Annotated in this window: 22 protein-coding genes and 1 pseudogene; 9 read left to right on the top strand and 14 right to left on the bottom strand. The window is 62.5% G+C overall.

Going from position 1 to position 20,633, the window contains the following annotated elements; all coding sequences use genetic code 11:
- Positions 1-89 precede the first annotated feature (89 nt).
- The 10 genes and pseudogenes from ESZ53_RS01595 to ESZ53_RS01635 all read right to left on the bottom strand — a co-directional run bounded on the left by ESZ53_RS01595 (position 90) and on the right by ESZ53_RS01635 (position 11,999).
- On the bottom strand, positions 90-1,076 hold the full coding sequence (locus ESZ53_RS01595) for an NAD(P)-dependent oxidoreductase (RefSeq protein WP_129071235.1): 987 nt from the start codon (positions 1,074-1,076) through the stop codon (positions 90-92).
- Positions 1,073-3,901 carry an alpha/beta fold hydrolase gene (locus tag ESZ53_RS01600; protein ID WP_129071236.1) on the bottom strand — a complete coding sequence of 943 codons (2,829 nt, stop codon included), beginning with the start codon at positions 3,899-3,901 and terminating at the stop codon, positions 1,073-1,075. Before ESZ53_RS01600 ends, ESZ53_RS01595 begins: the two co-directional genes overlap by 4 nt.
- Complete coding sequence (locus tag ESZ53_RS01605) at positions 3,895-4,917, bottom strand: 3-oxoacyl-ACP synthase III (RefSeq protein ID WP_129071237.1); 1,023 nt, start codon at positions 4,915-4,917, stop codon at positions 3,895-3,897. Before ESZ53_RS01605 ends, ESZ53_RS01600 begins: the two co-directional genes overlap by 7 nt.
- Positions 4,918-5,690: 773 nt before the next feature.
- Positions 5,691-6,230 carry a hypothetical protein gene (locus ESZ53_RS01610; protein ID WP_129071238.1) on the bottom strand — a complete coding sequence of 180 codons (540 nt, stop codon included), beginning with the start codon at positions 6,228-6,230 and terminating at the stop codon, positions 5,691-5,693.
- Positions 6,227-7,474, bottom strand: coding sequence for a DNA sulfur modification protein DndB (locus ESZ53_RS01615; RefSeq protein WP_129071239.1), 1,248 nt, complete (start codon positions 7,472-7,474; stop codon positions 6,227-6,229). Before ESZ53_RS01615 ends, ESZ53_RS01610 begins: the two co-directional genes overlap by 4 nt.
- A 359-nt stretch (positions 7,475-7,833) precedes the next feature.
- Positions 7,834-8,448, bottom strand: a complete 615-nt coding sequence (locus ESZ53_RS01620; protein WP_371683554.1) for a DUF368 domain-containing protein — start codon at positions 8,446-8,448, stop codon at positions 7,834-7,836.
- A gap of 318 nt (positions 8,449-8,766) precedes the next feature.
- Positions 8,767-9,891 (bottom strand): EcsC family protein, encoded by a 1,125-nt coding sequence (locus tag ESZ53_RS01625; RefSeq protein ID WP_129071240.1) that lies wholly within the window; start codon positions 9,889-9,891, stop codon positions 8,767-8,769.
- Between the two features lie 230 nt (positions 9,892-10,121).
- Positions 10,122-10,274, bottom strand: coding sequence for a hypothetical protein (locus ESZ53_RS14425; protein ID WP_246837444.1), 153 nt, complete (start codon positions 10,272-10,274; stop codon positions 10,122-10,124).
- Between the two features lie 74 nt (positions 10,275-10,348).
- Positions 10,349-10,495, bottom strand: a pseudogene (locus ESZ53_RS14430) (undecaprenyl phosphate translocase family protein); the annotation flags it as partial.
- A 553-nt stretch (positions 10,496-11,048) separates the two neighbouring features.
- Positions 11,049-11,999, bottom strand: coding sequence for a DUF368 domain-containing protein (locus tag ESZ53_RS01635; RefSeq protein ID WP_129071241.1), 951 nt, complete (start codon positions 11,997-11,999; stop codon positions 11,049-11,051).
- A gap of 124 nt (positions 12,000-12,123) precedes the next feature.
- Between ESZ53_RS01635 and ESZ53_RS01640 the strand changes: the two genes are divergently transcribed.
- The 8 genes from ESZ53_RS01640 (at position 12,124) to ESZ53_RS01675 (ending at position 18,307) form a co-directional block, all read left to right on the top strand.
- Positions 12,124-13,572 carry a threonine/serine exporter ThrE family protein gene (locus ESZ53_RS01640; protein ID WP_246837349.1) on the top strand — a complete coding sequence of 483 codons (1,449 nt, stop codon included), beginning with the start codon at positions 12,124-12,126 and terminating at the stop codon, positions 13,570-13,572.
- Positions 13,573-13,654: 82 nt separating this feature from the next.
- Positions 13,655-14,023: a hypothetical protein gene (locus tag ESZ53_RS01645; protein WP_129071242.1), complete on the top strand. Its 369-nt coding sequence runs from the start codon at positions 13,655-13,657 to the stop codon at positions 14,021-14,023.
- 173 nt (positions 14,024-14,196) lie between these two features.
- Positions 14,197-14,997, top strand: a complete 801-nt coding sequence (locus ESZ53_RS01650; protein WP_168187169.1) for an SDR family oxidoreductase — start codon at positions 14,197-14,199, stop codon at positions 14,995-14,997.
- A gap of 174 nt (positions 14,998-15,171) precedes the next feature.
- Positions 15,172-15,660 (top strand): thioredoxin family protein, encoded by a 489-nt coding sequence (locus tag ESZ53_RS01655; protein WP_246837350.1) that lies wholly within the window; start codon positions 15,172-15,174, stop codon positions 15,658-15,660.
- Positions 15,661-15,727: 67 nt separating this feature from the next.
- Positions 15,728-16,300, top strand: coding sequence for a DUF4395 domain-containing protein (locus ESZ53_RS01660; RefSeq protein ID WP_129071245.1), 573 nt, complete (start codon positions 15,728-15,730; stop codon positions 16,298-16,300).
- Positions 16,301-16,367: 67 nt separating this feature from the next.
- Positions 16,368-16,829: a hypothetical protein gene (locus tag ESZ53_RS01665; protein WP_129071246.1), complete on the top strand. Its 462-nt coding sequence runs from the start codon at positions 16,368-16,370 to the stop codon at positions 16,827-16,829.
- 225 nt (positions 16,830-17,054) lie between these two features.
- A complete protein-coding gene (locus ESZ53_RS01670) occupies positions 17,055-17,318 on the top strand; it encodes a hypothetical protein (protein WP_129071247.1) in 264 nt (87 codons plus the stop codon).
- Positions 17,319-17,335: 17 nt separating this feature from the next.
- Complete coding sequence (locus tag ESZ53_RS01675) at positions 17,336-18,307, top strand: FHA domain-containing protein (protein ID WP_210403825.1); 972 nt, start codon at positions 17,336-17,338, stop codon at positions 18,305-18,307.
- A 27-nt stretch (positions 18,308-18,334) separates the two neighbouring features.
- Here ESZ53_RS01675 and ESZ53_RS01680 read toward each other — a convergent pair whose 3' ends face one another.
- On the bottom strand, positions 18,335-19,060 hold the full coding sequence (locus ESZ53_RS01680) for a tyrosine-protein phosphatase (protein ID WP_129071248.1): 726 nt from the start codon (positions 19,058-19,060) through the stop codon (positions 18,335-18,337).
- Positions 19,061-19,105: 45 nt separating this feature from the next.
- On the opposite strand from ESZ53_RS01680, the gene ESZ53_RS01685 reads away from it, so the two are divergent.
- Positions 19,106-19,807, top strand: coding sequence for a spermidine synthase (locus tag ESZ53_RS01685; protein WP_129071249.1), 702 nt, complete (start codon positions 19,106-19,108; stop codon positions 19,805-19,807).
- On the opposite strand, the gene ESZ53_RS01690 is transcribed toward ESZ53_RS01685, so the two are convergent.
- The 3 genes from ESZ53_RS01690 to ESZ53_RS01695 form a co-directional block, all read right to left on the bottom strand.
- The gene (locus tag ESZ53_RS01690; protein ID WP_129071250.1) at positions 19,808-20,008 is read right to left on the bottom strand and encodes a hypothetical protein; all 201 of its coding nucleotides are present in this window, start codon (positions 20,006-20,008) and stop codon (positions 19,808-19,810) included.
- A gap of 135 nt (positions 20,009-20,143) precedes the next feature.
- A complete protein-coding gene (locus ESZ53_RS14245) occupies positions 20,144-20,305 on the bottom strand; it encodes a DUF2207 domain-containing protein (protein WP_145963168.1) in 162 nt (53 codons plus the stop codon).
- Positions 20,306-20,358: 53 nt separating this feature from the next.
- Positions 20,359-20,532, bottom strand: a complete 174-nt coding sequence (locus tag ESZ53_RS01695; RefSeq protein ID WP_129071251.1) for a CsbD family protein — start codon at positions 20,530-20,532, stop codon at positions 20,359-20,361.
- Between the last annotated feature and the right edge of the window lie 101 nt (positions 20,533-20,633).

Consider the following 20,633-nt stretch of genomic DNA (forward strand, 5'->3'; position numbering starts at 1 on the left):
ATATGCCGGGTTGCTGGGAGGTTAGCCGAGTGCGTCCGTCGAGTTGATCTCGTTAGCCGGTTTCGTCGGTGGGCTCATCCGCCGAGCCGTCAGGCGACCGGCGCGGCGGTTTCGGCGTAGTGTGCCGCGAGCCGACGCAGCCCCTCGTCGATGCTGACCGCGGGAGCCCAATCCAGAGCGGCCCGGATGTCGCGCTGATCGAACCAGTGGGCTGTCGAGAGCTGTTCGGCGAGAAAGCGTGTCATGGGCGGCTCATCCGCTCCGGGGCGCACAGCCCACACTCGTTCGACGGCAGAGCCCGCGGTGCGACCGACGGCGGCCGGGATACTCCAACGCGGCGGCTGAACGCCGGCGGCGAGGCAGATGGCGGCGAGGATGTCGCCGACGGGACGCGGCTCGCCATTGGTGAGAACGTAGGCGGTGCCGTGAGCGGTGTCGGCGCGGTGCAGTGCAGCGACAATTCCGGAGGCCGCGTTGTCGACGTAGGTCGTGTCGATGAGGGCGGTGCCGCCGTTGAGCAGGGGCAGCCGTCCGCTGCGCGCGCGGTCGACGATGCGGCCTACGAGTTGGGTGTCACCGGGACCCCACACGAGGTGGGGGCGGATGGCGATCACCTTCATAGCGTCGGAGTCGCGGGAGAGCGCTAGCAGTTCGGCCTCGGCCTTGGTGCGGGCGTAGTCACCGCGAGCGTGCTCTGGCGAGGCGAGTTCGGCACCAACCCCGGCCAGAGCGGAGCCGGCGTGCGCGACCGAGGGTGACGACACCTGAACGAAGCGTGAGACGCCCGCAGTCTCGGCGGCGGAGAGCACAGTGCGCGTTCCTTCGACGTTGACAGTCTGGAACGCATCGGGGTCTCCGGCAAGCGAGACTTTGGCGGCGAGATGGATGACGCCTTCTGCGCCGTCAGCCGCGCGCGCAACGTGCTCGGGGTCGTTGATCGAACCGAGAAAGTCGGTGACGCCATCCACGCCGGATGGGCGGCGCTGCAGCGTGCGAACCTCATGGCCCGCCGCGACCAGTTCGGCGGCGACGGCGCGACCGAGGAAGCCGGATGCTCCGGTGACGAGCACGATCATGGCGCGGTCGGCTTTCCGCCAGCAAGCAGACGCTCGGCCCACTCGGAAAGCCGTGACCGGTCAATCTTGGAGTTGTGGCGGATGTCGGTCGGCAGTTGCGGAACGACGAGCACGGCAACCAAAGGAAGCGTGGTGCTCGCGCGCACGGCTGTAGTCAGCTCGGGGCTCGCGAGTCCGGGGCGCTTGGCCGTCGGAATCGTTTCGACCACCGCGACGGCCTGGCGCAATCCGTGCGGACCAACGCCAACGACGGCGGCACGGCGCACGGCCTCGACGCCTTCAACGTCTTGTTCCGCGCCGACGGGCGCGATCGGTCCCGTTGAGGTCACGATGACGTGCGGCAGGCGACCTTCGACCCAGAGGCGTCCGTGTTCGTCGAGGTGTCCGACGTCGCCGGTGCGGTGCCAGCGCAGGGGCTGGTTCGCCGCAGCGTTCGTTGCGTCGCCGGCATTCGGAGTCGCGGCATCCGTTTCGATCCCGGTCTCCCGAACAGCGGCACGATCAGTCAGCCACAGTCGGTCGTAGTGGTCCTTGAGGTGCGGTGCCGAGATGATGATCTCGCCGAGAACGCCCGGCTCCGTGCTCGGCACTCCGGTGGCGACACCGTCGGAGTCGAGAGCGCTGATGCGTACGAGGTTATCGCCGATCGGCGTTCCAACACAGACGCCGGTGTTGGCGTCACCAGCGGCGGCGCGGATGCCGTCGAGGGTGAGATCGGTCACAAGCAGGCATTCGGTCATGCCATAGGGCGAGTGCGCGATCGCGTTGGGCATGACGGTGCCGGCGGCGGTGAGCAGTTCTGCGCTGATGGGCGCACCGGTGGAGAGGAACGTGCGCACACGCTCGAGCTCCGTGCGGTCGTCAGCGGTGAGATCTGCGGCGGTCGCGACGACGTTGAGAATCGCGGCAGGGGAGAGGAACACCATGCTGGCGCCGGATGCCTCCACGGCGGCCGCGACAGCGTGAGCGGTGAGCGTGCGGGGAGCCGAGACATCCATCTCGGGCGTCACGGATCGCGTGCCGAGTGCCGGACCGAGCAGGGCGAAGGGCGCGAAGCCTGTCACGAGTCCGGTGTCGGCGGTCACTTCGAAGTGTTTCGCGAGCACATCGCGCAGGGCGGAGAGCTGACCGTGGCGGTAGACGACGCCCTTGGCGGGGCCGGTTGAGCCCGAAGTGAAGAGAATCGCGGCGTCGTCTTCGGCGCGCGGCGGTGCCGGGATGGGCGTGCTGACGCCGAGCGTGATGAGGTCACGCAGGCTGAACGAAACTCCGAGCGCGGCGTCGGAAACCTTGGGAAGACGCGCGGTCGAGATGCGCACTCCGGGCCAGCCGAGCGCGCGGGCGGCGGCGAGGCCGGGAGCTTCGCCGATGACGTAGTCGGGCCAAGATCCGCGTACGGCACGGGTGAGTCCCTTGACGCCGAGCCCGGCATCCGCGACCACGATGATGGCGCCGATGCGCAGGCACGCGTAGACGACGGCGGTGAGGGTCGGCCCGGGTGGGACCAGCAGCGAGACCCGCTGGCCTTTGCGAACGCCAATGGCGGTGAGACCGGCGGCGATTTCGCTGACGCGGTCGGCGAGTTGCTTCCAGCTGACCTGTTGCGGGCCGCGGCTTCCGCGAGTCGACATGTCGATCACGGCGGTCGCGGTGTCGTCACGGCGGGCGTCGAGGTTGTGCCAGAGCGGGACGAAGGAAGCGGCATCCGCGCCGGTGTCGGTCGCTGCTGAGCCGGACACGTTGGTGGCAGACGCTTCGGAGTCAGCCGTGTGAGTGCCAGCTGCTTCGGAGCCAGTCGCGACAGAGCCGGCCGCCGCAGCGAATGCCTCACGAGGCGACAGCGCCGACGAACCAGGATCGGTAATGCTGGCAGCATTGTCGCCCAGCCAAGTCAGCACCGATGCGGCGTAGGGCGCATCTTCGGCGAGCATGTGGCCGGCGCCTTCGAAGCGGTGCACGTTGGCGTGGGGGAGGCGCTCGATGAGGTCGTCGAGGTAGTAGTCGCTGAAGATGGGGTCGCGGGGGCCCCACAGCATGAGCGTTGGCAGGTCGAGGGCGGCGACTCCCTCGGCGATGCGTTCGAGTTCGGGGAAGCTTTCGTGGCTGGCGTCGGCGGGGATGTCAGCGACGAAGCCGCCGATTCCTCCCCGGCGATCGGCGGTGCGATACGGCGCGCGGTACGCATCTTTCACAGCGGCGTCGAGCGGGTCAGTCGTGAGCGCCAACGTCGTTTCGAGGAACGCCGGGGTGCGCACGGTGGAGGAGGCGAGCATCCCGCGCGCCCGGGCCAACCGCAACGGTGCGGGGATCGGCTTGCCGGCTTCGTGGTGCACGGCGGTGTTGAGCAGCATGACGCCGGTGAGTTGCGCCGGGTGGTCGACGGCCCAGCCGAGCGAGACGACGCCGCCCCAGTCGTGGCCGAGCGAAATGACGGGGCCGGTGAGGTCGAGGGTGGCCGTGAAGGCCGAGAGGTCACTGACCCGCTGCGCGAGCGGGCGGTGGATGCCGGTGCGCTCTGAGAAGCCCATGTCGAGTTGGTCGACGGCGATGATGCGCCACGCGGGCGCGCCAGCTTCGGCTGCGGAGAGTGATTGGTTCAGCAGGTCGCGCCAGTAGTACGACCAGGTCGGGTTGCCGTGCACGGCGAGGATGGTGCCGATGACGGGCACGCCGAGGCGAGCGAGTTCGGCGCCGGTGTCGAGGTAGTGCCAGTCGTGGGTGAGTCCAGCATCCGCCCCGCTGCCGGGAACGGCAATGATGTGGCTGAAGCGCGGGTCGAGACCCGGCAGGTCGAGCGGTGGGGTGGCGGCGGGCGCAGTTACCATGCGAGCTCCATCATTGCGGTGTTGAGGCCGGAGCCGACGCCCATGAGCAGCACGCGGTCGCCCTTTTTGAGGGTGCCTTGGGCTTCATCGAGGGTGATGGGGATCGAGGCGGGGCCGACGTTGCCATAGAGGGGGAAGGTGGTGGGTACGCGGTCGCGGTCGAGTTTCGCGGCTTTGACGATGGCGTTGGTGTGCACGGATGACACCTGGTGGGTGACGTACAGGTCCATCTTTGACCAGTCCCATTCGGTGGATGCTTCTTTCCACGCCGAGACGACGAGGTCGAGGCCACCTTTAAGGAGGGCTTTCGCGTCGGTGAACATGCCGTCGACGCTGCCGACGCAGAGTTCGTGAAACTGGGTGGCCGCGCGGGTGACGCCGCCGAGAATCGGATGACCGGCCGGATGTTCGTCGGTGCGTCCGAGCACCGCAGCCGCAGCCCCGGAGCCGAGCGTGAGCGACGCGAACTCGCTCATGAAGCCCTCACGATCGGAGTCTTGCTTCAGCAGGCGGTCGATGGTGTTGGTTTGGATATCGTCGGCATCTTCGCCGTTGACGATTATCGCGTACTTGATCTGGCCGGATTCGATCATGTTCGCGGCAAGGTTCATGCCGCTGACGAAGCCGAGGCACGCGTTCGCGACGTCGAAGTTGATCGCCGAGCTGGGCAGGCCGAGGCCGTGGTGCAGGCGCACTGCCACTGAGGGCTCAAGGTGTTTGCGGCTCACAGACGTGTTAATAAGGAGTCCGACTTCGGAGGCATCCACGCCCGCTTCGGCTAGCGCGCGTTGACCTGCCGAGACGGTGGCGTCGTCGGATGTTTCGCCTTCGGCCCAATTGCGACGTTCCAGCACACCGGCCACGCGTTGCAGGAGTCTACTGGGCAACGCAAGGCGCTCAAATGCCGGCGCTAGGCGCGTTTCAAGGTCGCCGGATGTTGTTACACGGCTAGGTAAGGTACTCGCAACCGACAGCAGTGACACGTTGGCAAAGCGAGTATTGGCATTTCCGGCCACGGAACCTCCGTCGAGAGAGCCACGCGGGCTCAGTAAGCAAGAGACCCAGTTTACGGCAGTTAGCCGAGAGCTAGGTTGACGTGGTGCGATGGCCGCTGGGCTCTGGGATATATCCGGTCTCAGCGACGAAGACTCTCTGAGGAGAGTATGTCTTAAGTTGAGAACCAGACGATGCCCCAAAGTAAAAGAGTTTGCAACCGCAACCCGGATCAGGCTGCAGTACGAAGGGTGGTTTCATGCAAATCCACTGATCACGACGGCGCGCTCTACGCGCGGCCTTGGTGACATTCGCTTCCGTGATGTTGAGGGTGGTGCGGGCTTTACCGCTACCTATTTGTACCGCCATTTTTCTTCGCCTATTGGCGTGCGCCGGTAGTACTGGATCGTGCGCCGTGGGCGGCCGAGGCTCACGGTGTTGCACTTTCGTTGACGGCAGGCTGTCGTAGCGGAAACGGATGTGCTGCTGTCAGCGAGTCTGACTAGCCGGCACGCCGTACTGCTGACCAGTCTCGCGCGTCCGGGCGCATACAGCATCTAGCTCGGCAATGAATTCGGCATGCCGATGTCGAGAACGATGCGATCGAGTTCGTAATAGGGACTTTGAATGACGCGAACTGTTGATAGGCAAAGCCAGGAGAAACGTCTACTTTTTACGACGCTGGTTGATCATTGGTTTTCGCCGCTCGCTATTCGATTACTATTCGTAGAATTTATGCTTGGGCACCCGAATGACACGCACGTTCTTCATAAAACTCCGCCGAGCCCCTCAGTATCTAGGTCGACGGATTGCCCGCCGCGCTTCCGTGGATGTGGGACCTATATATCTGGATGCGCTGGATGGCATCCAAAACCAGCTGTTTAAGCTCATGCGGGCTAAGTGCCGGAAATCTCAGCGAAGCGTCCAAGCTTGTTAGCGCCTCGTCGAGATATTCGTACTCTAATTCCGGAAACTCGGTCTGATCTTTCCAGCGATAATAATGACTAATCTCATGAGCGACCGCGGCTTTCATGGATAGGGCACTATTGGGGTCGATGATGCTGGCGCCGGGAAAAACATCTCGGCCGACGACTACAATTCCTTCTTCGTTTCCGAACTCGTTTACCTCTACACGAAACGATGTTCTAGCCGTGTCTTCGTATCTGAACGGCACTTGGTAGTCGAAGCCAGAGAAAGTCTCCGCGACAATTCTAATCTGTCGGTCATCGAGGGGTAGGTTGGAGCGTCCTGCTATGAGAGAAGGTCGACCGCGTGCGGAGGTTTCGTCCCTCGACGGCGCGGTAGTGATTTCGGCACCGGATGCTGAATCAGTCATTTTTCAAGCACTCCCGTGTTCACGAAGTCTCTCAAAGTCTGGCCCGCTCGAGCTCTCGTCCCTCCATTATTGGCCACAGTCAACGCTCCAGTTTTGGGGCGAATCTGGACTACCCCGATGTCTTGCCAGAGCGGATTCTCCTGATCGAAAAAGTCGCCGGTCCATGAATCAATAGAGTATGAATTGGACGGTGCCAGTTGCGAAAGCAGCTTCTCCCAGTGGCGTCGAGCGGGCGCTGGACCAAGCTTGGCTCTGTCCAGGCTGTAATCTTGCATGAGTGCGCCATAGGCGTGCATCATCACTGCAGCCGATGCTAGGGATGAGCTGCGATCAGCTTGAGCTGTCTGGACCTTCAACTCGGGTCTCACTTCGGCCAGCATCTCGAAGAACTCCGCCGCTATCGCAGCCAAACCATCAAATTGCGCATCCTCAACTTCGCTGCCGCCGGCGAACGTGCGCATTACCTCGCGAAGAGTTGACAAGGTTATGAAATACGGGGCCTTCTTGCTCAACCGGTCAGTGACGCGATTTGTTGCTTGGCTCAAGTTGGCATTCAACTCGAGAACTCGCTTCGCTAAGGTCGAAAGATCGTCCTCAGTCGTCAAATCATACGCTTTCGAGAGGGCGGTTGGCTTGGGTCGCTGGTTCTTGTCGTAGAAGTAGTTGCCCTCATCTTCCCGGTCGAGGAAGTAGAGCTCAATTTTGAATTGCCTTGTGATATCAAACTTTGGATACCCGCTTGGGTGATCTCGGTAGCTCCGAACCGCTTTCAAGATCGCCTGATGGCGGTGGTGAGAATCGGGAAGATAGATTTTACCGCTATACAACAGCGTTTCTGAATTATCCTCAAATCGGTACGCTTCGAACGCCCCCGGGCGAAGATTCCAGACGAGTGGATTAAGGAAAAGACGTTCACCCCGAAGTATTTTTTCTGCCATATCGTCAGCGTTCTCTCCATCGAATATGTAGAGATTCTCATCCGGATAGCCTTCGGATAGAGCCAGTTCTGTGGGCGTGCTCGAGGGGGCTGTCGGTACAATACCGCGCTGCACGGATTGATCAGTCCAAAGAATTCGACTCTCTGCGGCGTCAGCGATTTGTTCCAGAGTTATCGTGAAAGTCGCGACAACGTCGGTGCCGGCTCCCGTCCACTGCGCATTCGGAAGGGAAAGCCGGCCGCGGTAAAGTTTGCCATCGGCGCCTTCTTTGGGTAAGGCGAGGAACCCGTCAATCTCAGGTTTCATGATTTTTCCTTGTCTCTGATGCTTTAGCGTAGATCGTATCTGATTGATTTGGTGCGCGTGCTCTCTTTATTTTTTGAGCGAGTAAGCCAGCCAACTCGGCCCGATCGACGTGGAGTGGGGTTGTCTGAGACGCTTCCGGGACGAGAGGGCGTGAGCAACAAGCACCGGCTGCGGGTCCGAGCGTTTTCGTACATTGTCTGAGACAGCGCCGCCAGATATGACTTTTGGGTGTCGCTCCCAATTCTTGCTGCGAGTGATGCTGGCTCGCGCCCCCAAAAGGGTCAACTTCGAGTATCTGCGGTGGTCGTGCCGCAGCGTGTCCGCCAGTTTGGAGAGTCGATCTTAGTTGTCAGTCGAGGCTAGGAATCGTGCGGCTCAGGATCAGCCACAACCTCCGGCGACAGCATCCGCCGCTTCACAAGCGCAGCTTCTGCCGCCAAAATGCCCAGCACGACCACGGCTCCGAGGGCAACGAGCAGCAGCACTGTTCCGAAGTCTGCGTCGGGCGCCAAGACTGCGCCTTCCTCGGTTTGCCAGGGCCAGAGGGCGCGCAGCGAGCCGAGCATGAGGCCCGTCATGATGACGAGGGTGACGCGGCGGCGATTTTTGAGCAGCCATTGCAGGGCGGAGACGAAGAGGCCGAGGCCAATGATGGCGCCGATGGCGAAGGCTCCGAGGTAGCCGAGGTTGCGGTCGTTGACGGCGGCGAGGGTCGGGGCGTACATGCCGAGGATCAGCAGCAGGTAGGAGCCGGAGACTCCGGGCAGCACGAGGGCGCAGACCGCCAGCGCGGCTGCGAGAGTGACGATGATCAGCGCGGGGTCGGCATCCGCCGCTTTCGGCAAGCTAGTGAGGGCGACGGCAGCGCTGGCGGCGAGGAGGCCGATGAGGATTTCGCGGAATGTCCAGCGCCCTCCGACCATGCGCGCCGGAACGATGAGCGACGCCGCGATGAGGCCGGCGGACGGGCTAATGACCTAAGCCACCAGCACTTAGAGTCTGGGGTGATGGGAAGCTAGCTGCGCGACGCTTCCTGCTCCGGGCTCGCTAAGAGCCAACCACTCCAGTGAGGGGCGATCAGACACGTTTCACGGGTGCTTCGAGAACGCGGAAATCGCAACGATCTCTGGTGCCCACATTTTTCCCGGGTAGCGGTGAGATAGGCGCACCGAAGATACACAGTCCAAATCTTCTCTCGTCAGGTGCGTCTCTCTTGGTGATCGCAAAGCGACGATGATGAGTTTCAGATTGAGGCTTTCGGAAGGTTGCTCTGCTGCCTCCACAGAAGCTAACTAGCGCAGATCAGGTCCTCCTGCATCGGCGAGGTCATCCAGCACGCTAATCGAGTGATCGTCGACATCCTCTGATTCCTCATTCTCGTGAACGACAAAGTCTGAATTTTCATCATGAGCAAGATGTGGATATTTTTCGAGTAAAAAACGCCGACGGTAAGCTACATCGGCCGCATCCACGATACCTTCAAGCGTCGACCAATTAAGAGTGCCGCCAATCAATATCCCGGCTGCTGGAACAACTTTTCCCAGTCCTTGTTTCGTTAGTCGGAAACCGAATTGTTTAGCAAATGCGGCTGAGACTCTTGAGACGATCGACGCATTAAGTACTTCCCAGGATTTCCCCCGCACGAGCGCCTGAGTCAGACGCGAAATGTCGGCCATTGCCGCGGTTTTAGTGGTTGCGGATAACGCTGATCCGGCATTCACGACAGACATAATGAATAGTTTTTCGGCGGGCTCCTCGGGGTCGTAGCCGTAGAACATTGAGACGTGTCCTACGGACCGCGACGCGAGACCCAGAACGATAGCTGCATCGCCAGCGAAAGCGCCGACGACTGCCGCTCCTGAAGGGGCAGCTGCTGCGCCAGCCGAAGCCACTGTGACCATCTCACCCCCGGATATTACGAGTCCAGCTCCCATGCCCGAAAGAGCCGCGGTCGCCGGGTAGTACCAGGAAGCGCCACGACCGCGCACGATATCAATCTGCTCCAAATCGAGACGGCGCAGGTCTGCAAATGCACTCACGTCATGTCCGCGCTTGCGGTGGCGTGCCATTACCCTTTTGGGAGACAATCCTGCTCGCGAGACGCGGGCAGTGGTGTTGCGAATTGAGTCGAAGGCGGAACCGCTCCAATCAGTGACGCCCTCAGGTATCGCGTCGGCCACGGTTCGGAACCCGCTTCCGGCTGCTGAGATGCCCGCGCCGACGATGTTTTGTCCGCGTGCAACAGCTGATTGTGTCTTCGGGTGGCTCTCAAGGTAGCTGGAAGCATTTTTTCCGAAAGCGTTGACTCCCTCTACAACTTTCTCGCCGGCTTTTCTGGCCGTGCGCGAAATGGCGCGCCCCTTAAAATCTTGAACGTGTCGCCACGCGATCAATTCGTATTCCGAAGGTGATGTCATATCGACATTGTGCCGTATCGCAGTCTTGAAGCGGGTTCGACGCACTTGACATAGCTGATTGCTCGTTGACAGGACGATCGGAGCTTGCCCTGAAAGCTCGCGGGACAGCTGGTGTCGCGAGCGACCATCATTGAAAAGCTATGAGCGTCGTGTCTTACGAGCACTCTGCTTCAGACTAACCAGCCTGTGGCGAATCGCTCGCCGCGATATTGCATTGGGTTTCGATCCCGCTAATCGCCGTCGGGCTCGGGGTCGGCCGCGATATCGGGCGACAGCATCCGCCGCTTCACGAGCGCAGCTTCTGCCGCCAGAATACCCAGCACAACCACAGCACCAATCGCGAAAAGCAGCAGCACGATTCCGAAGTCGGCCTCGGGAGCCAAGAGACCTCGCCTTCCTCGGTTTGCCAGGGCCAGAGGGCGCGCAGCGAGCCGAGCATGAGGCCGGTCATGATGACGAGGGTGACGCGGCGGCGGTTTTTGAGTAGCCATTGCAGGGCGAAGGCTCCGAGGTAGCCGAGGTTGCGGTCGTTGTCCGCGGCGAGGGTCGGGGTGTACATGCCGAGGATCAGCAGCAGGTAGGAGCCGGAGACTCCGGGCAGCACGAGGGCGCAGACTGCCAACGCGAGTTCCGGTGGGGTAGGCCTCGAATAGGGGAGTGAGAAGCGCAGCGCCGATAACGGTGTCGTCGACAATGTGGGTCCGCGCAGGTTCTCGGCTCTCCGGTAAAGGAGTGCTGGGGCGGTAGGGTGCCGTGATGGGGATAATCAGAGAACCGGCAGCTAGACCTGCCCGACACATCTGCCAGCCACCGGATGCGGCGCTTTATCCAAGAGGCACTGTGTGGGAATGTGACGACTGCGGGTTGCGCTTGATGCGACACGGAGGGGTCGTTGCCCAGCTGCGGCAGATTAGTCCCCCGCTCTGGGATACCCCGAGCAACGTCTACCAAGGGCGCGGAGTATGGGTATTTGTGTTCGTTTTTCCAATTGCATTGCTCGCGTCGATTTTGGTAGCCGCGCGGTGATGTGTCAGTAGTCTTCGTGGAAAATGTCGAAAGTGAGCGAGCCTGCCGGCACAAGACGCTCCGCGACCTTCCCAAAGTTGCCACGATGCAGAGAAATCAGCGGCAGAGCCGTCGCGCACAGGCTCGTAGAGCTAGGCGTCGTGCGGCTCGGGATCGGCGACGATCTCGGGCGAGAGCATCCGCCGCTTCGTGAGGGCTGCTTCTGCGGCGATGATGCCCAGCACGACCGCGGCACCGATGGCGATGAGTAGCAGCACGATTCCGAAGTCGGCTTCGGGGGCCAAGACTTCGCCTTCCTCGGTTTGCCAGGGCCAGAGGGCGCGGAGCGAGCCGAGCATGAGGCCCGTCATGATGACGAGGGTGACGCGGCGGCGGTTTTTGAGTAGCCATTGCAGGGCGGAGACGAAGAGGCCGAGGCCGATGATGGCTCCGATCGCGAAGGCGCCGAGGTAGCCGAGGTTGCGGTCGTTGACGGCGGCGAGGGTCGGGGCGTACATGCCGAGGATCAGCAGCAGGTAGGAGCCGGAGACTCCGGGCAGCACGAGAGCGCAGACCGCTAGCGCGGCTGCGAGAGAGACGATGATCAGCGCTGGGTCGGCATCCGCCGCTTTCGGCAAGCTCGTGAGGGCGACGGCAACGCTGGCAGCGAGGAGGCCGATGAGGATTTCGCGGAACGTCCAACGCCCTCCGACCATGCGTGCCGGCACGATGAGCGACGCCGCGATGAGGCCGGCGGAGACCGCTCGGGTTCCGGTGGGGAACTGCTCGATGAGCGGCGCAAGGAGGGCGGCGCCCAGAACGATGGCGAGCAGCATCCCGATACCGATGGGCAGAACGACATTCCAGCGCACCGAACGAAAGTGGGCGGCAGCGCGAGAGAGGCCGCGACCCCGGATGCCGTCAGCAATCGTGAGCGCCACACCGCGAGCGAGGTGCCCGGCTCCGTCAATGAGGGAGTCGTAGACGCCGACGAGCAGTGCAATGGTGCCGCCACTGACGCCGGGGACGATCTCCGCGAAGCCGATGAGCATGCCACGCAAGGCATCACCGACGGTGCGAATGACGGGGTGTACTCGGGTCATTACGTGCTCTTTTTCTGCTCGAAATTCGCTGGCTCGGCGTAGGACAGTCGGTCTAGTGTAAACGGCCACAACTGGGGGCTGCAGCGTGGGGGAAACACCAGCCCCTAGCCCCTACCCTTGATGGGTGAGTAAGGGCAAAGACTCCCGCATGCGGGCATATCGACAACGACTGGGGCGATCTCTCGTCGCGATGGCCGGGGGAGCCCTGCGCACCAATAATGCGCCCACCCAACTGCTCTCCATGCCCGGGCACGAACCGCAACTTTCGCAGCGTCACGCGCGCTCCGTAATCGACCTCTGCTTGCGTGCCGGTGAAGCGATGCTCGCGACCGGTGCCTCCGCTGCCGACGTTGTCGCCACCGTGCTGCGCCTCAGTACGGCGTACGGCGTCAGCGGGATGCACGTCGACATCACCTTCACCTCTCTTACTGTCTCTATTCACCGGGGGATGAACGAAGACCCCATGTCGATCATGCGCATTGTGAAAGTGCGCACCATTGACTACACGCGCCTGCAGAACGTGTACTGGCTCATCGACGAGCTCACGGGCCCCGACGGCCCCGGCGATGTGGATGAAGCGCGCGAGAAGCTTGGCGTAATTCTCACCACGCCCCACCCGTACCGGCGCTGGATGGTCACCGCCGGCAAGGCGCTCCTCGCGGCAGGTGTCGTTGTGATCTTCGACGTGAGCTTCGTGCTCGTGCTCGTGGCTGCAGCATCCGCCGCCATTTCAGATGTACTGACCCGGCGTCTGGAACGACTCTCGGTTCCCGCCTTCTTCGCTCAGATCGCGGCAGCGGGCGTTATCACCGTCATTGCGGTGTTCATGTTCTGGCTTCGATCGGTCGGCATCGATATTCCCGGATCGAACAGCCCCACCGTGATTGTGATCTCTGGCATCATCATGCTGCTTTCCGGTGTGGGGCTCACCTCTGCGGCCAGCGACGCGATCGGTGGCTACTACGTTACTGCCACCGCTCGCGGCCTCGAAGTGATGATGATGACCGTCGGCCTGGCCGTGGGAATCTCGATCGTGCTCAGCATTTCGCTGCGCCTCGGCATCCCCGTGGCGGTCGGGGATTCGCTCGGCGACAGTCGCAGTGTTGTCTCCGGCATGGTCGGCTCGGCCATCATCGCCATCGGCTTTGCTCTTGCCTCCTATGTGCGGATGCGCCTGCTCCCCATCATGGCGATTGGCGCCGCCCTCGTGTTCGCCGTCTACTGGGTAGTGCTGCCTCTGGTTTCCTCGCCCGGACTCGCCCCGGCCATCGCCGGAACCGCCGCCGGCATCGTGAGCTACCTGCTGTACCGCTGGCTGAAAGTGCCCGAAGGCGCCACCAATATGGTCGGCATCATTGCGCTGCTGCCCGGTCTCGCGCTGTACCGCGGCATTTACGCCCTGATGGACTCCGAATTCGGTGTCACCGAAGCGTTGCCTTCGATGGTGATGGCGCTAGCGACGGGCCTCGGGCTTGCGGCGGGAACAACCATTGGCGGCTTTATCGCTCGACGGACCTTCGGGTTCGACCGCTCGGCAATGCTTGCGTTGAAGCGGTCGCGTACGCCTCGATAAGTAGCCGCTGCCGGCGTCGACGTCCGACCCGAACTGTGAGCTCGTCGCTCTCTAATGTCCGAGTCGTTGCTAACTTTGGCGCATGACGTCAATTTCGATCGAAGAGAGTACCGTCGCGCAGCGCAAGAAGTCTGGTCTGGTTCTGCCGATCACGTCGCTTGTTCTCGCGACCCTTGCGCTGATAGTGCCCCTTATCGTGATCTATCCGATGGCTTATTCCTTTGAGGGAGACACCGCGGCTTACGGTATCTATGCCTTCGGCGTGGCGACGGCAGCGTGGCTGATCTGTTTGGTGTTGGGGGTGCCAGCCCTCGTGGTGGCCATCGTCGCCCTAGCGCTTCGTCGGCGCCTCATCGGTCTGCCGATCGCAGCGATAGCCCTCGCTCTTTTCGCGGGCATCGTCGGACCTGCGGCCTATATTTTTCTGGCACTGAGCGTCGACGCCTACTAACGGGCTGTCGTAGCTGGGTTCAGCGATTCATCGTCACTCAGCCCGAATAGCGGCGCCTAATCGTGGAACCCCGAACGGACGTGGAGGACAGTATGTTACCGTTCGGTACAGAACGCGAGTTCGCTTCCGGGTCGCCACCGCGATCCGTTCCCACATCTGGAAGGATCCCCACAATGGACCTCACTAACCGCCGCGGAATCATCACCGGAGCTGGCCAAGGAATCGGCCAGGCCATCGCCCTCGAATTTGCCGCGAAGGGAGCACACCTGCTGCTCGTCGGGCGCACCGAATCCACACTGCAGAAGACCGCTGACCTCGTCAAGGACGCAGGGGGAACATCCGAAATCCTGGTTCAAGACTTGGGTCAGGCAGATGGCGCCCAGAACGTTGCTGACGCCGTGAAGTCGTGGGAGACCGTCGACCTTCTCGTGAACAACGCCGGTAACGTGCGCGCTGGTCGTCTCGAAGATGCCACCGCGGAGCAGGCCATCGCGATGATTGACCTCAACCTCACTGCGCCCGTGCTGCTTACCCAGGCACTGTTGCCGCAACTGCGCGCCAGCGGCGAAGCGGGCGGAAGCCTACTCCTGAACATCTCGAGCGAGATCGCTCTCGTCGCGATGCCGTTCTACGCCGTGTACGCGGCGACCAAGTCCGGTCTTGCCGCATTTGGTGAAGCGATGCGTCGCGAACTGCACGGTACCGGCGTGCATGTAGCCACGGTTTACCCGGGCGCCACGGACACCGAAATGATGAGCAGCCAGAACGCTGACTGGACCCGCCGCCCCGTCTCCGACGTTGTCACCCAGGTCATGACTGGTCTTGCCGCCGACGAGCACGAGATCAACGCTTCAGCGCCCGACGGCCGTGGAATGCAGGAGCTCAACGCTTCTGACCCGCTCGCTGTTGACGCCGCGATGGCTCCCGGGCTCGCAGACATGGAAGCTGCCGTGAAGGACCACAACAGCATCTAGCACTTCTCCTTCGGGGGCGCCGCGATGGTGGCGCCCCCGGAATATCTGAAGCCCCATTCGACTTGTTATGTGAGTACCAAGTCGTGTGGGGCTTTCCCGTCTCTGTGGCACCCGAGGTCAGTAACCTCGCGTCACACAACGTCGAAGATCCCCAACTCCCCATACCCTCGAAAGGTGAACGCTGTGGAAACCCTGTTTGTGCTGGTCGGCCTCGTAGCTTTCGCCACCGTGCTCGGCCTGGTGTGGCGTGCCCGCACCGGTCGCATCAAGCGCACGGCCACCACCGGCTCGAGCGCTGCCGCTGCAGCTGGATCAGCCGCCGCATCCGAAGACAACCGCATCGTGATCGACGGCGTCGCTCCCTTCGGCAGCCGCGTCACGCTGCTCCAATTCTCGACCGAAGCCTGCGCAATCTGCCCCACCGTTCGCACCCAGTTGAGCGCCCTCGCCGCGGAATTCGATGACGGAACCGGCTCAGTCGTTCACGTCGAGGTGGATGTCACTTCGCGTCCCGAAATCGCCAACCGCTTCAACCTGTTGCAGTCGCCGACCACGTTCATCCTCGACGGCAACGACGAGCTGCACGCCCGCATCGGCGGAGCCCCCAAGATCAACGACCTCCGTGCCGAACTGGGCCGGATGCTCGCTCCCGCGCTCGTCTAACGACGAGTCGCCGCACCCTTCCACCGCACGCCAACCCCCGCCCTGCGCGCACCAGAGAGCAACTCCTATGACTACGCCCCACACGAACGCCGCCGGAGCGGCTGAGCTCTCTGCGTCGAAAGCTGCCCTCGCGGCGAAGCCCGGCCAGGCCGGCATCGATCCCCGTGGTCCGCGCTTCGGCGCTGCGATCACCGCTGTGCTGCTGCTCACGGTGATCGGCTTTGGCCTCGATGGTGCCGCAGCGCTTCCGGCAACACTCGCCGAGCGCGCCACCCAGCCCGCGTTCCTCCTCCTGGCCGCCATCACGGCGCTTTTCGCCTGGGGCGCTTTCGCGGGCATCCAGCGTCACCCCTACGGTCTCTTCTTCAAGGCGGCGATACGTCCGCGCTTGAGCGCACCGAGTCACCTCGAAAACCCGGCCCCGCCTACGTTCTCGCAGGGCGTCGGCCTCTTCGTCACGGTCATCGGCGTTGTGCTGCACCTCGCCGCCGTGCCCTACGCTCTCGTCGTTGCCGCGGCGTTCGCGTTCATCGCCGCGTTCCTTAACTCGGTGTTCGACTACTGCCTCGGCTGCCAGCTCTACATGCTGCTCGTGCGCGCCGGCCTGATCGGTCGCGGGAGCAACCGCTCCGCCGCGTAGCGGGGTACGTTCACCGCGTCTCTAAAGGGGCGCAGGGGAAGGCTCATGATTCCGATAAATTGGAACCATGCACCGCACGAGCCTCACCCTCCGTCTTGTCATCCCCGCGATCTGGCTTGGGCTGATCATCGGCATTTCGTTCTTCGAGACGCCGCTCAAGTTTCAGGCGCCGGGAATAACTCTTGAGCTCGGGCTCGGCATAGGGCGTCTCGTGTTCTACGCGATGAACACCACCGCGCTGGTCCTCGCGGCGCTGCTAACTCTCGCCATGATCCGGCCGCGCGCGACGCGCCTGCAGTGGGGACTGCTCGCGGGACTGTGGGCGGTTCTGCTCACTCAGATACTGGTGATCCGCCCACCGCTCAATGCCCGCACGGATGCCGTAGTCGCCGGTAGCGATGTCGGCGGTTCGCTCTGGCACTACTTCTACATCGCAGCCGACGGCAGCACTTTCGTACTGCTCATTGTCTTCATCGTCGTCACAGCCCACCTGCTGATCCCTGCGGTCGCGCCGCGACAGGGCGCCTAGCTCGGCACCACGAGAAGGGGAGTGGAGCATCCGCTCTGTCGATTCTTCTTCGCAGACCGCTGCTGCGTGAACTGTGGTGGCAAGCGACGCTCCCAGTGAGTATGCCGTGACCTGAGCCGCATCTCTTCCCCCGTCTGGGGTACACGATTATCGTGGCATTACAGTGGGCGGCTACCGATCACGATGGTCGTCCAATTTCTCAATGCGAGCGAAAAGGACGAAACCATGTCTGATCTCACTAACCCCGCCGCCTCTGACGGTGCTACTGGCCCCGACGCTCACAACATCCAAGACTGGACAGATCTTGGTAAGGAAATGTGGTCGTACCTCACCGGTCGCAGTGCCGTCATCGACTACAGCTTCATCGACATGACAGTCGAAGTTCCTCGGGACGTTGGCCAGGATGCACCTCGTGCAACGTGGAAACTCAACGGCACCCTGAGGGTGACCACCAGCGAAGGATCCGGCTCCGAACCGACCGCCCCGTAGCGATGAGTACTCCAACGATGACTACCTCAACGAGGCTCGACATCGATCTGGCGTTCTCGCTCGTCGAACCGATTCTTGACGATGCGGATGCTGAGTCCTCGAGTAACGGGAAGTCGACCGCGTCCTCGCTCGAGACCGAAACGATGACGGGCACGGTCACTGCGAGCGGCACCGACATCGAGGTGTTCTCGAGCAATCCGGAGCTCTTTCTGCAGGCGCGATCCGTCAAGGTGAAGGAAGCGCGCATTGTGGCGAAGGCTTTGGCTGAACGCGGGCTCACCGTCTCGCTGTCAGGGCCGCTCGGGCTGATCGCCCGCATCGGCGCTATCAAGCCGTCAGTGGCTCAGCGCGTGCTCACGGGGTCACCTCACATTGCGTTGGGAAGCCGCGCCGCTCTCACCCCTATGCTGCGTCGGCGCAACGCTGCTGCTCCGGCAGGCCCGCGGATGCAGTTTCCTCCCGGAACGCTGTTTCCGCTCATTCCGACCTTTGACCGCACGATTCGCCGCAAGGTCACGACGACGCACTACGCGCCGGGAGCAGGGCGGCCACGCTTGTTCTTCGTTGTGGGTTCTGAAAACTGGAACGGGCAGATGCCGCGTGAATTCGAGCTGCGGTCGGATGTGACAACCATCGGTTCGTCGTCGGCCGCAGATCTGCAGTTGCCCGGCCTCGATTCCATTCACGCCGAGATTCGCCACGACGAGGACGACGAGTACGTTCTTCGCTCGTTCGGCGCCGTCGGCGGCGGCTCTCGACCGCTTACGGGTCAAGAAGCCGGCTCTCGCACATTGCGCACCGGCGCGCTCATGGAAATGGGCCAGTGGCGCATCGGCTTCTTCCGGGAAGAGTACGCCGACCATGGTCGACCCTTCGGCGGTCGTATCGGCGGAGAGATGGGTCACCAGAAGCCCCAGCCCGGGCGGCATCGCGCAGAAGCCGAACCGGTTGTGCTGCCGGAAGGACCAGAGGTCCCTGAGACGCGCTAAGCATCTGGGCTGCACCGCAGGCGCAGGCTACTCAGCGATGAGGAGCCTGCGCAGTGCGGCGCGGGTAGCGATCGACACCTCGAGCAGGTCAAAGATCTCGTGAGCGCGCGCGGCGGTGTCGTGAACGATCGGGAGTTTGTCGATCATCCATTCGTCCACTTCAGCGGGCGATCGCGCTTCGTCAAGTTCGGCGCCCGGGGCGTGGGTGGTGATGTGCGCCATCGCGTGCACAGAGGTCGCGTAGTCTTCGCCAACCGCGTGGGGATCGACACCAGCGTTACCCAAGATAAGGGCGCTGATCATCCCAGTACGGTCGCGGCCGGCGCTGCAGTGCACGAGCGTGCCCGGTGCTGAGCTGGCGATTGAATCGAGAGCACCACGCACGAGTTGGGGCTGCATCTGCCAGTTGTGGGCCCAGTATTCGGGCGAGTCGAGGATGGGAGCGCACGCTTCCCAGAACTCAGGATCGTTCTGATCTTCGGTGGGGGAGTTGACGATCGCGATGCCCTCAAAGACATCGTCGGCTATCACGTGATCGCCCTCGCCTTGCCCCACCTCGTGAGCACAGCGAAGATCGACGATGGAGGCCAGGCCCCACGCCCGGGCATCCTGCCAGCCAGTTTCGGTCAGGCGTTCCCGTCGCGGCCCGCGGGCAATGCGCCCGAATCGTGTCTCGCCGGTGCTGGAGAGGGCGGTAGGGAAACCGCCGAGGTCTCGAGCGTTGAGATAGCCGTCCCACTCCAGTGTTGTCATTTCCTCAGCATACGTGGTGAGTGTGAAAGCACGTAGGCTCACCCCATGGCTATTTCCCGCTTCGAGGAGCTCGATTTTCAAGAAACCCCAATGGGCGAGCTCAACCTTCGTCGCCGGCGTGAGCCCACGCTCGACGTTGACGTGTATGAGGTGAAGCTGGGGGAGGAATACCTCATGTCGAGCCTGTTCACCGTTGCCGAAATTGCTCTTTCCGACCTGGGGCTTGCTGCGGCCAGCGGCGAGGCGCTTCGGGTTGTCAACGGCGGTCTCGGTCTCGGCTACACGGCGGTGGCAGCTCTTGCGGATCCGCGTGTTGCTTCGCTCGAAGTGATCGATGCTCTGCCCGCTGTGATCGATTGGCACAATCGAGGCCTGCTCCCGGTATCCGCGGAGCTCACTGGTGACAGCCGCACGACGCTCACCCACGCCGACTTCTTTGCCGTGATGCGTGCTCAACCGACCGAGCCGTATGACGTGATCTTGCTGGATGTCGACCATTCGCCGCGCCACCAACTCGATCCGAGCCACGCCGACCTCTATACCGTCGAGGGCCTTCGGCGTGTGCGGGCTCACCTCACGGCCGGCGGAGTCTTTGCGCTCTGGTCAGACGACCCTGCCGACGACGAGTTCATGGAGCGCTTAGGCCAGGTCTTCGAGAACCCAACCGCGCATGCAGTCGACTTTGATAATGCTCTGACCGGCGGGGTGTCATCCAACACCGTGTACGTCGCGACAAAACTCGCTTAGCTAAAGCCCGGTCGAAGGCGCGAGTTCTTCAATCCACTCGGCGATAGGGTCCTCGGTGGAGTGAAGAGCTGCGTGCTCGCTCGCGGAGAGCGGGGGAAAAGGTTGAGCGATCACATCCGAATCGCCTTCGCACAGGGGTTCGGCGGCCAACGGTGCCGGTCGTGGGGTGTCGGTAGAGCGGGCGCTAGCTTGTGTGCACATTCGGGATCCTTAGGGTCGTGCCGGTTAAAAGATGAGGTGCGCACAACCAGGGGGTTGCGCGCACCTCGTTCAGTGCATCGTTCTCTGGGGGGAGGGGCGATGAACCGCTTCAGCTAGCTCTGCAAGCTATTGGCGTTAGACCTTGCCGCCGGTGAGCTTGCGAGCGAGGAAGACGATGACGGCGATAACGGCCAGCACAATTCCTACCCAGAGGAGGAAGTTGAGGGACTGCACTAGTCCTCCGGTGAGGAGCAGTGCAACGGCGATGACGGCGATGATGATGAGAAGAGTGTTCATGAAGTGGTGCCTTTCAATAAGGGTAAGAGGGTGATGCGGCAGTAGCGGAAGGGCTACTCGGATACCGCGTCTTTGACGTTCTCGCCAGCCTGCTTCAGGCTCGCTTTCGTCTGGTCAGCGTGGCCTTCGGCCTCAAGCTTCTCGTTGTCGGTGGCCTTGCCTGCGGCCTCTTTGGCCTTGCCGGCGAAGTCTTCGGCAGCGTTTTCGATTTTGTCTGATGCGCTCATGGGTGAGGTCCTCATCGTCGGGGGGAGTGTGGTGGCGTGGAGTGCTCGCCAGCGCTGGCGTAGTGCGGCAAGCACCCCACAGCCTGAGAGTATTCTCCACA

It is taken from the genome of Salinibacterium sp. UTAS2018, assembly GCF_004118935.1.
Lineage (GTDB): Bacteria > Actinomycetota > Actinomycetes > Actinomycetales > Microbacteriaceae > Rhodoglobus.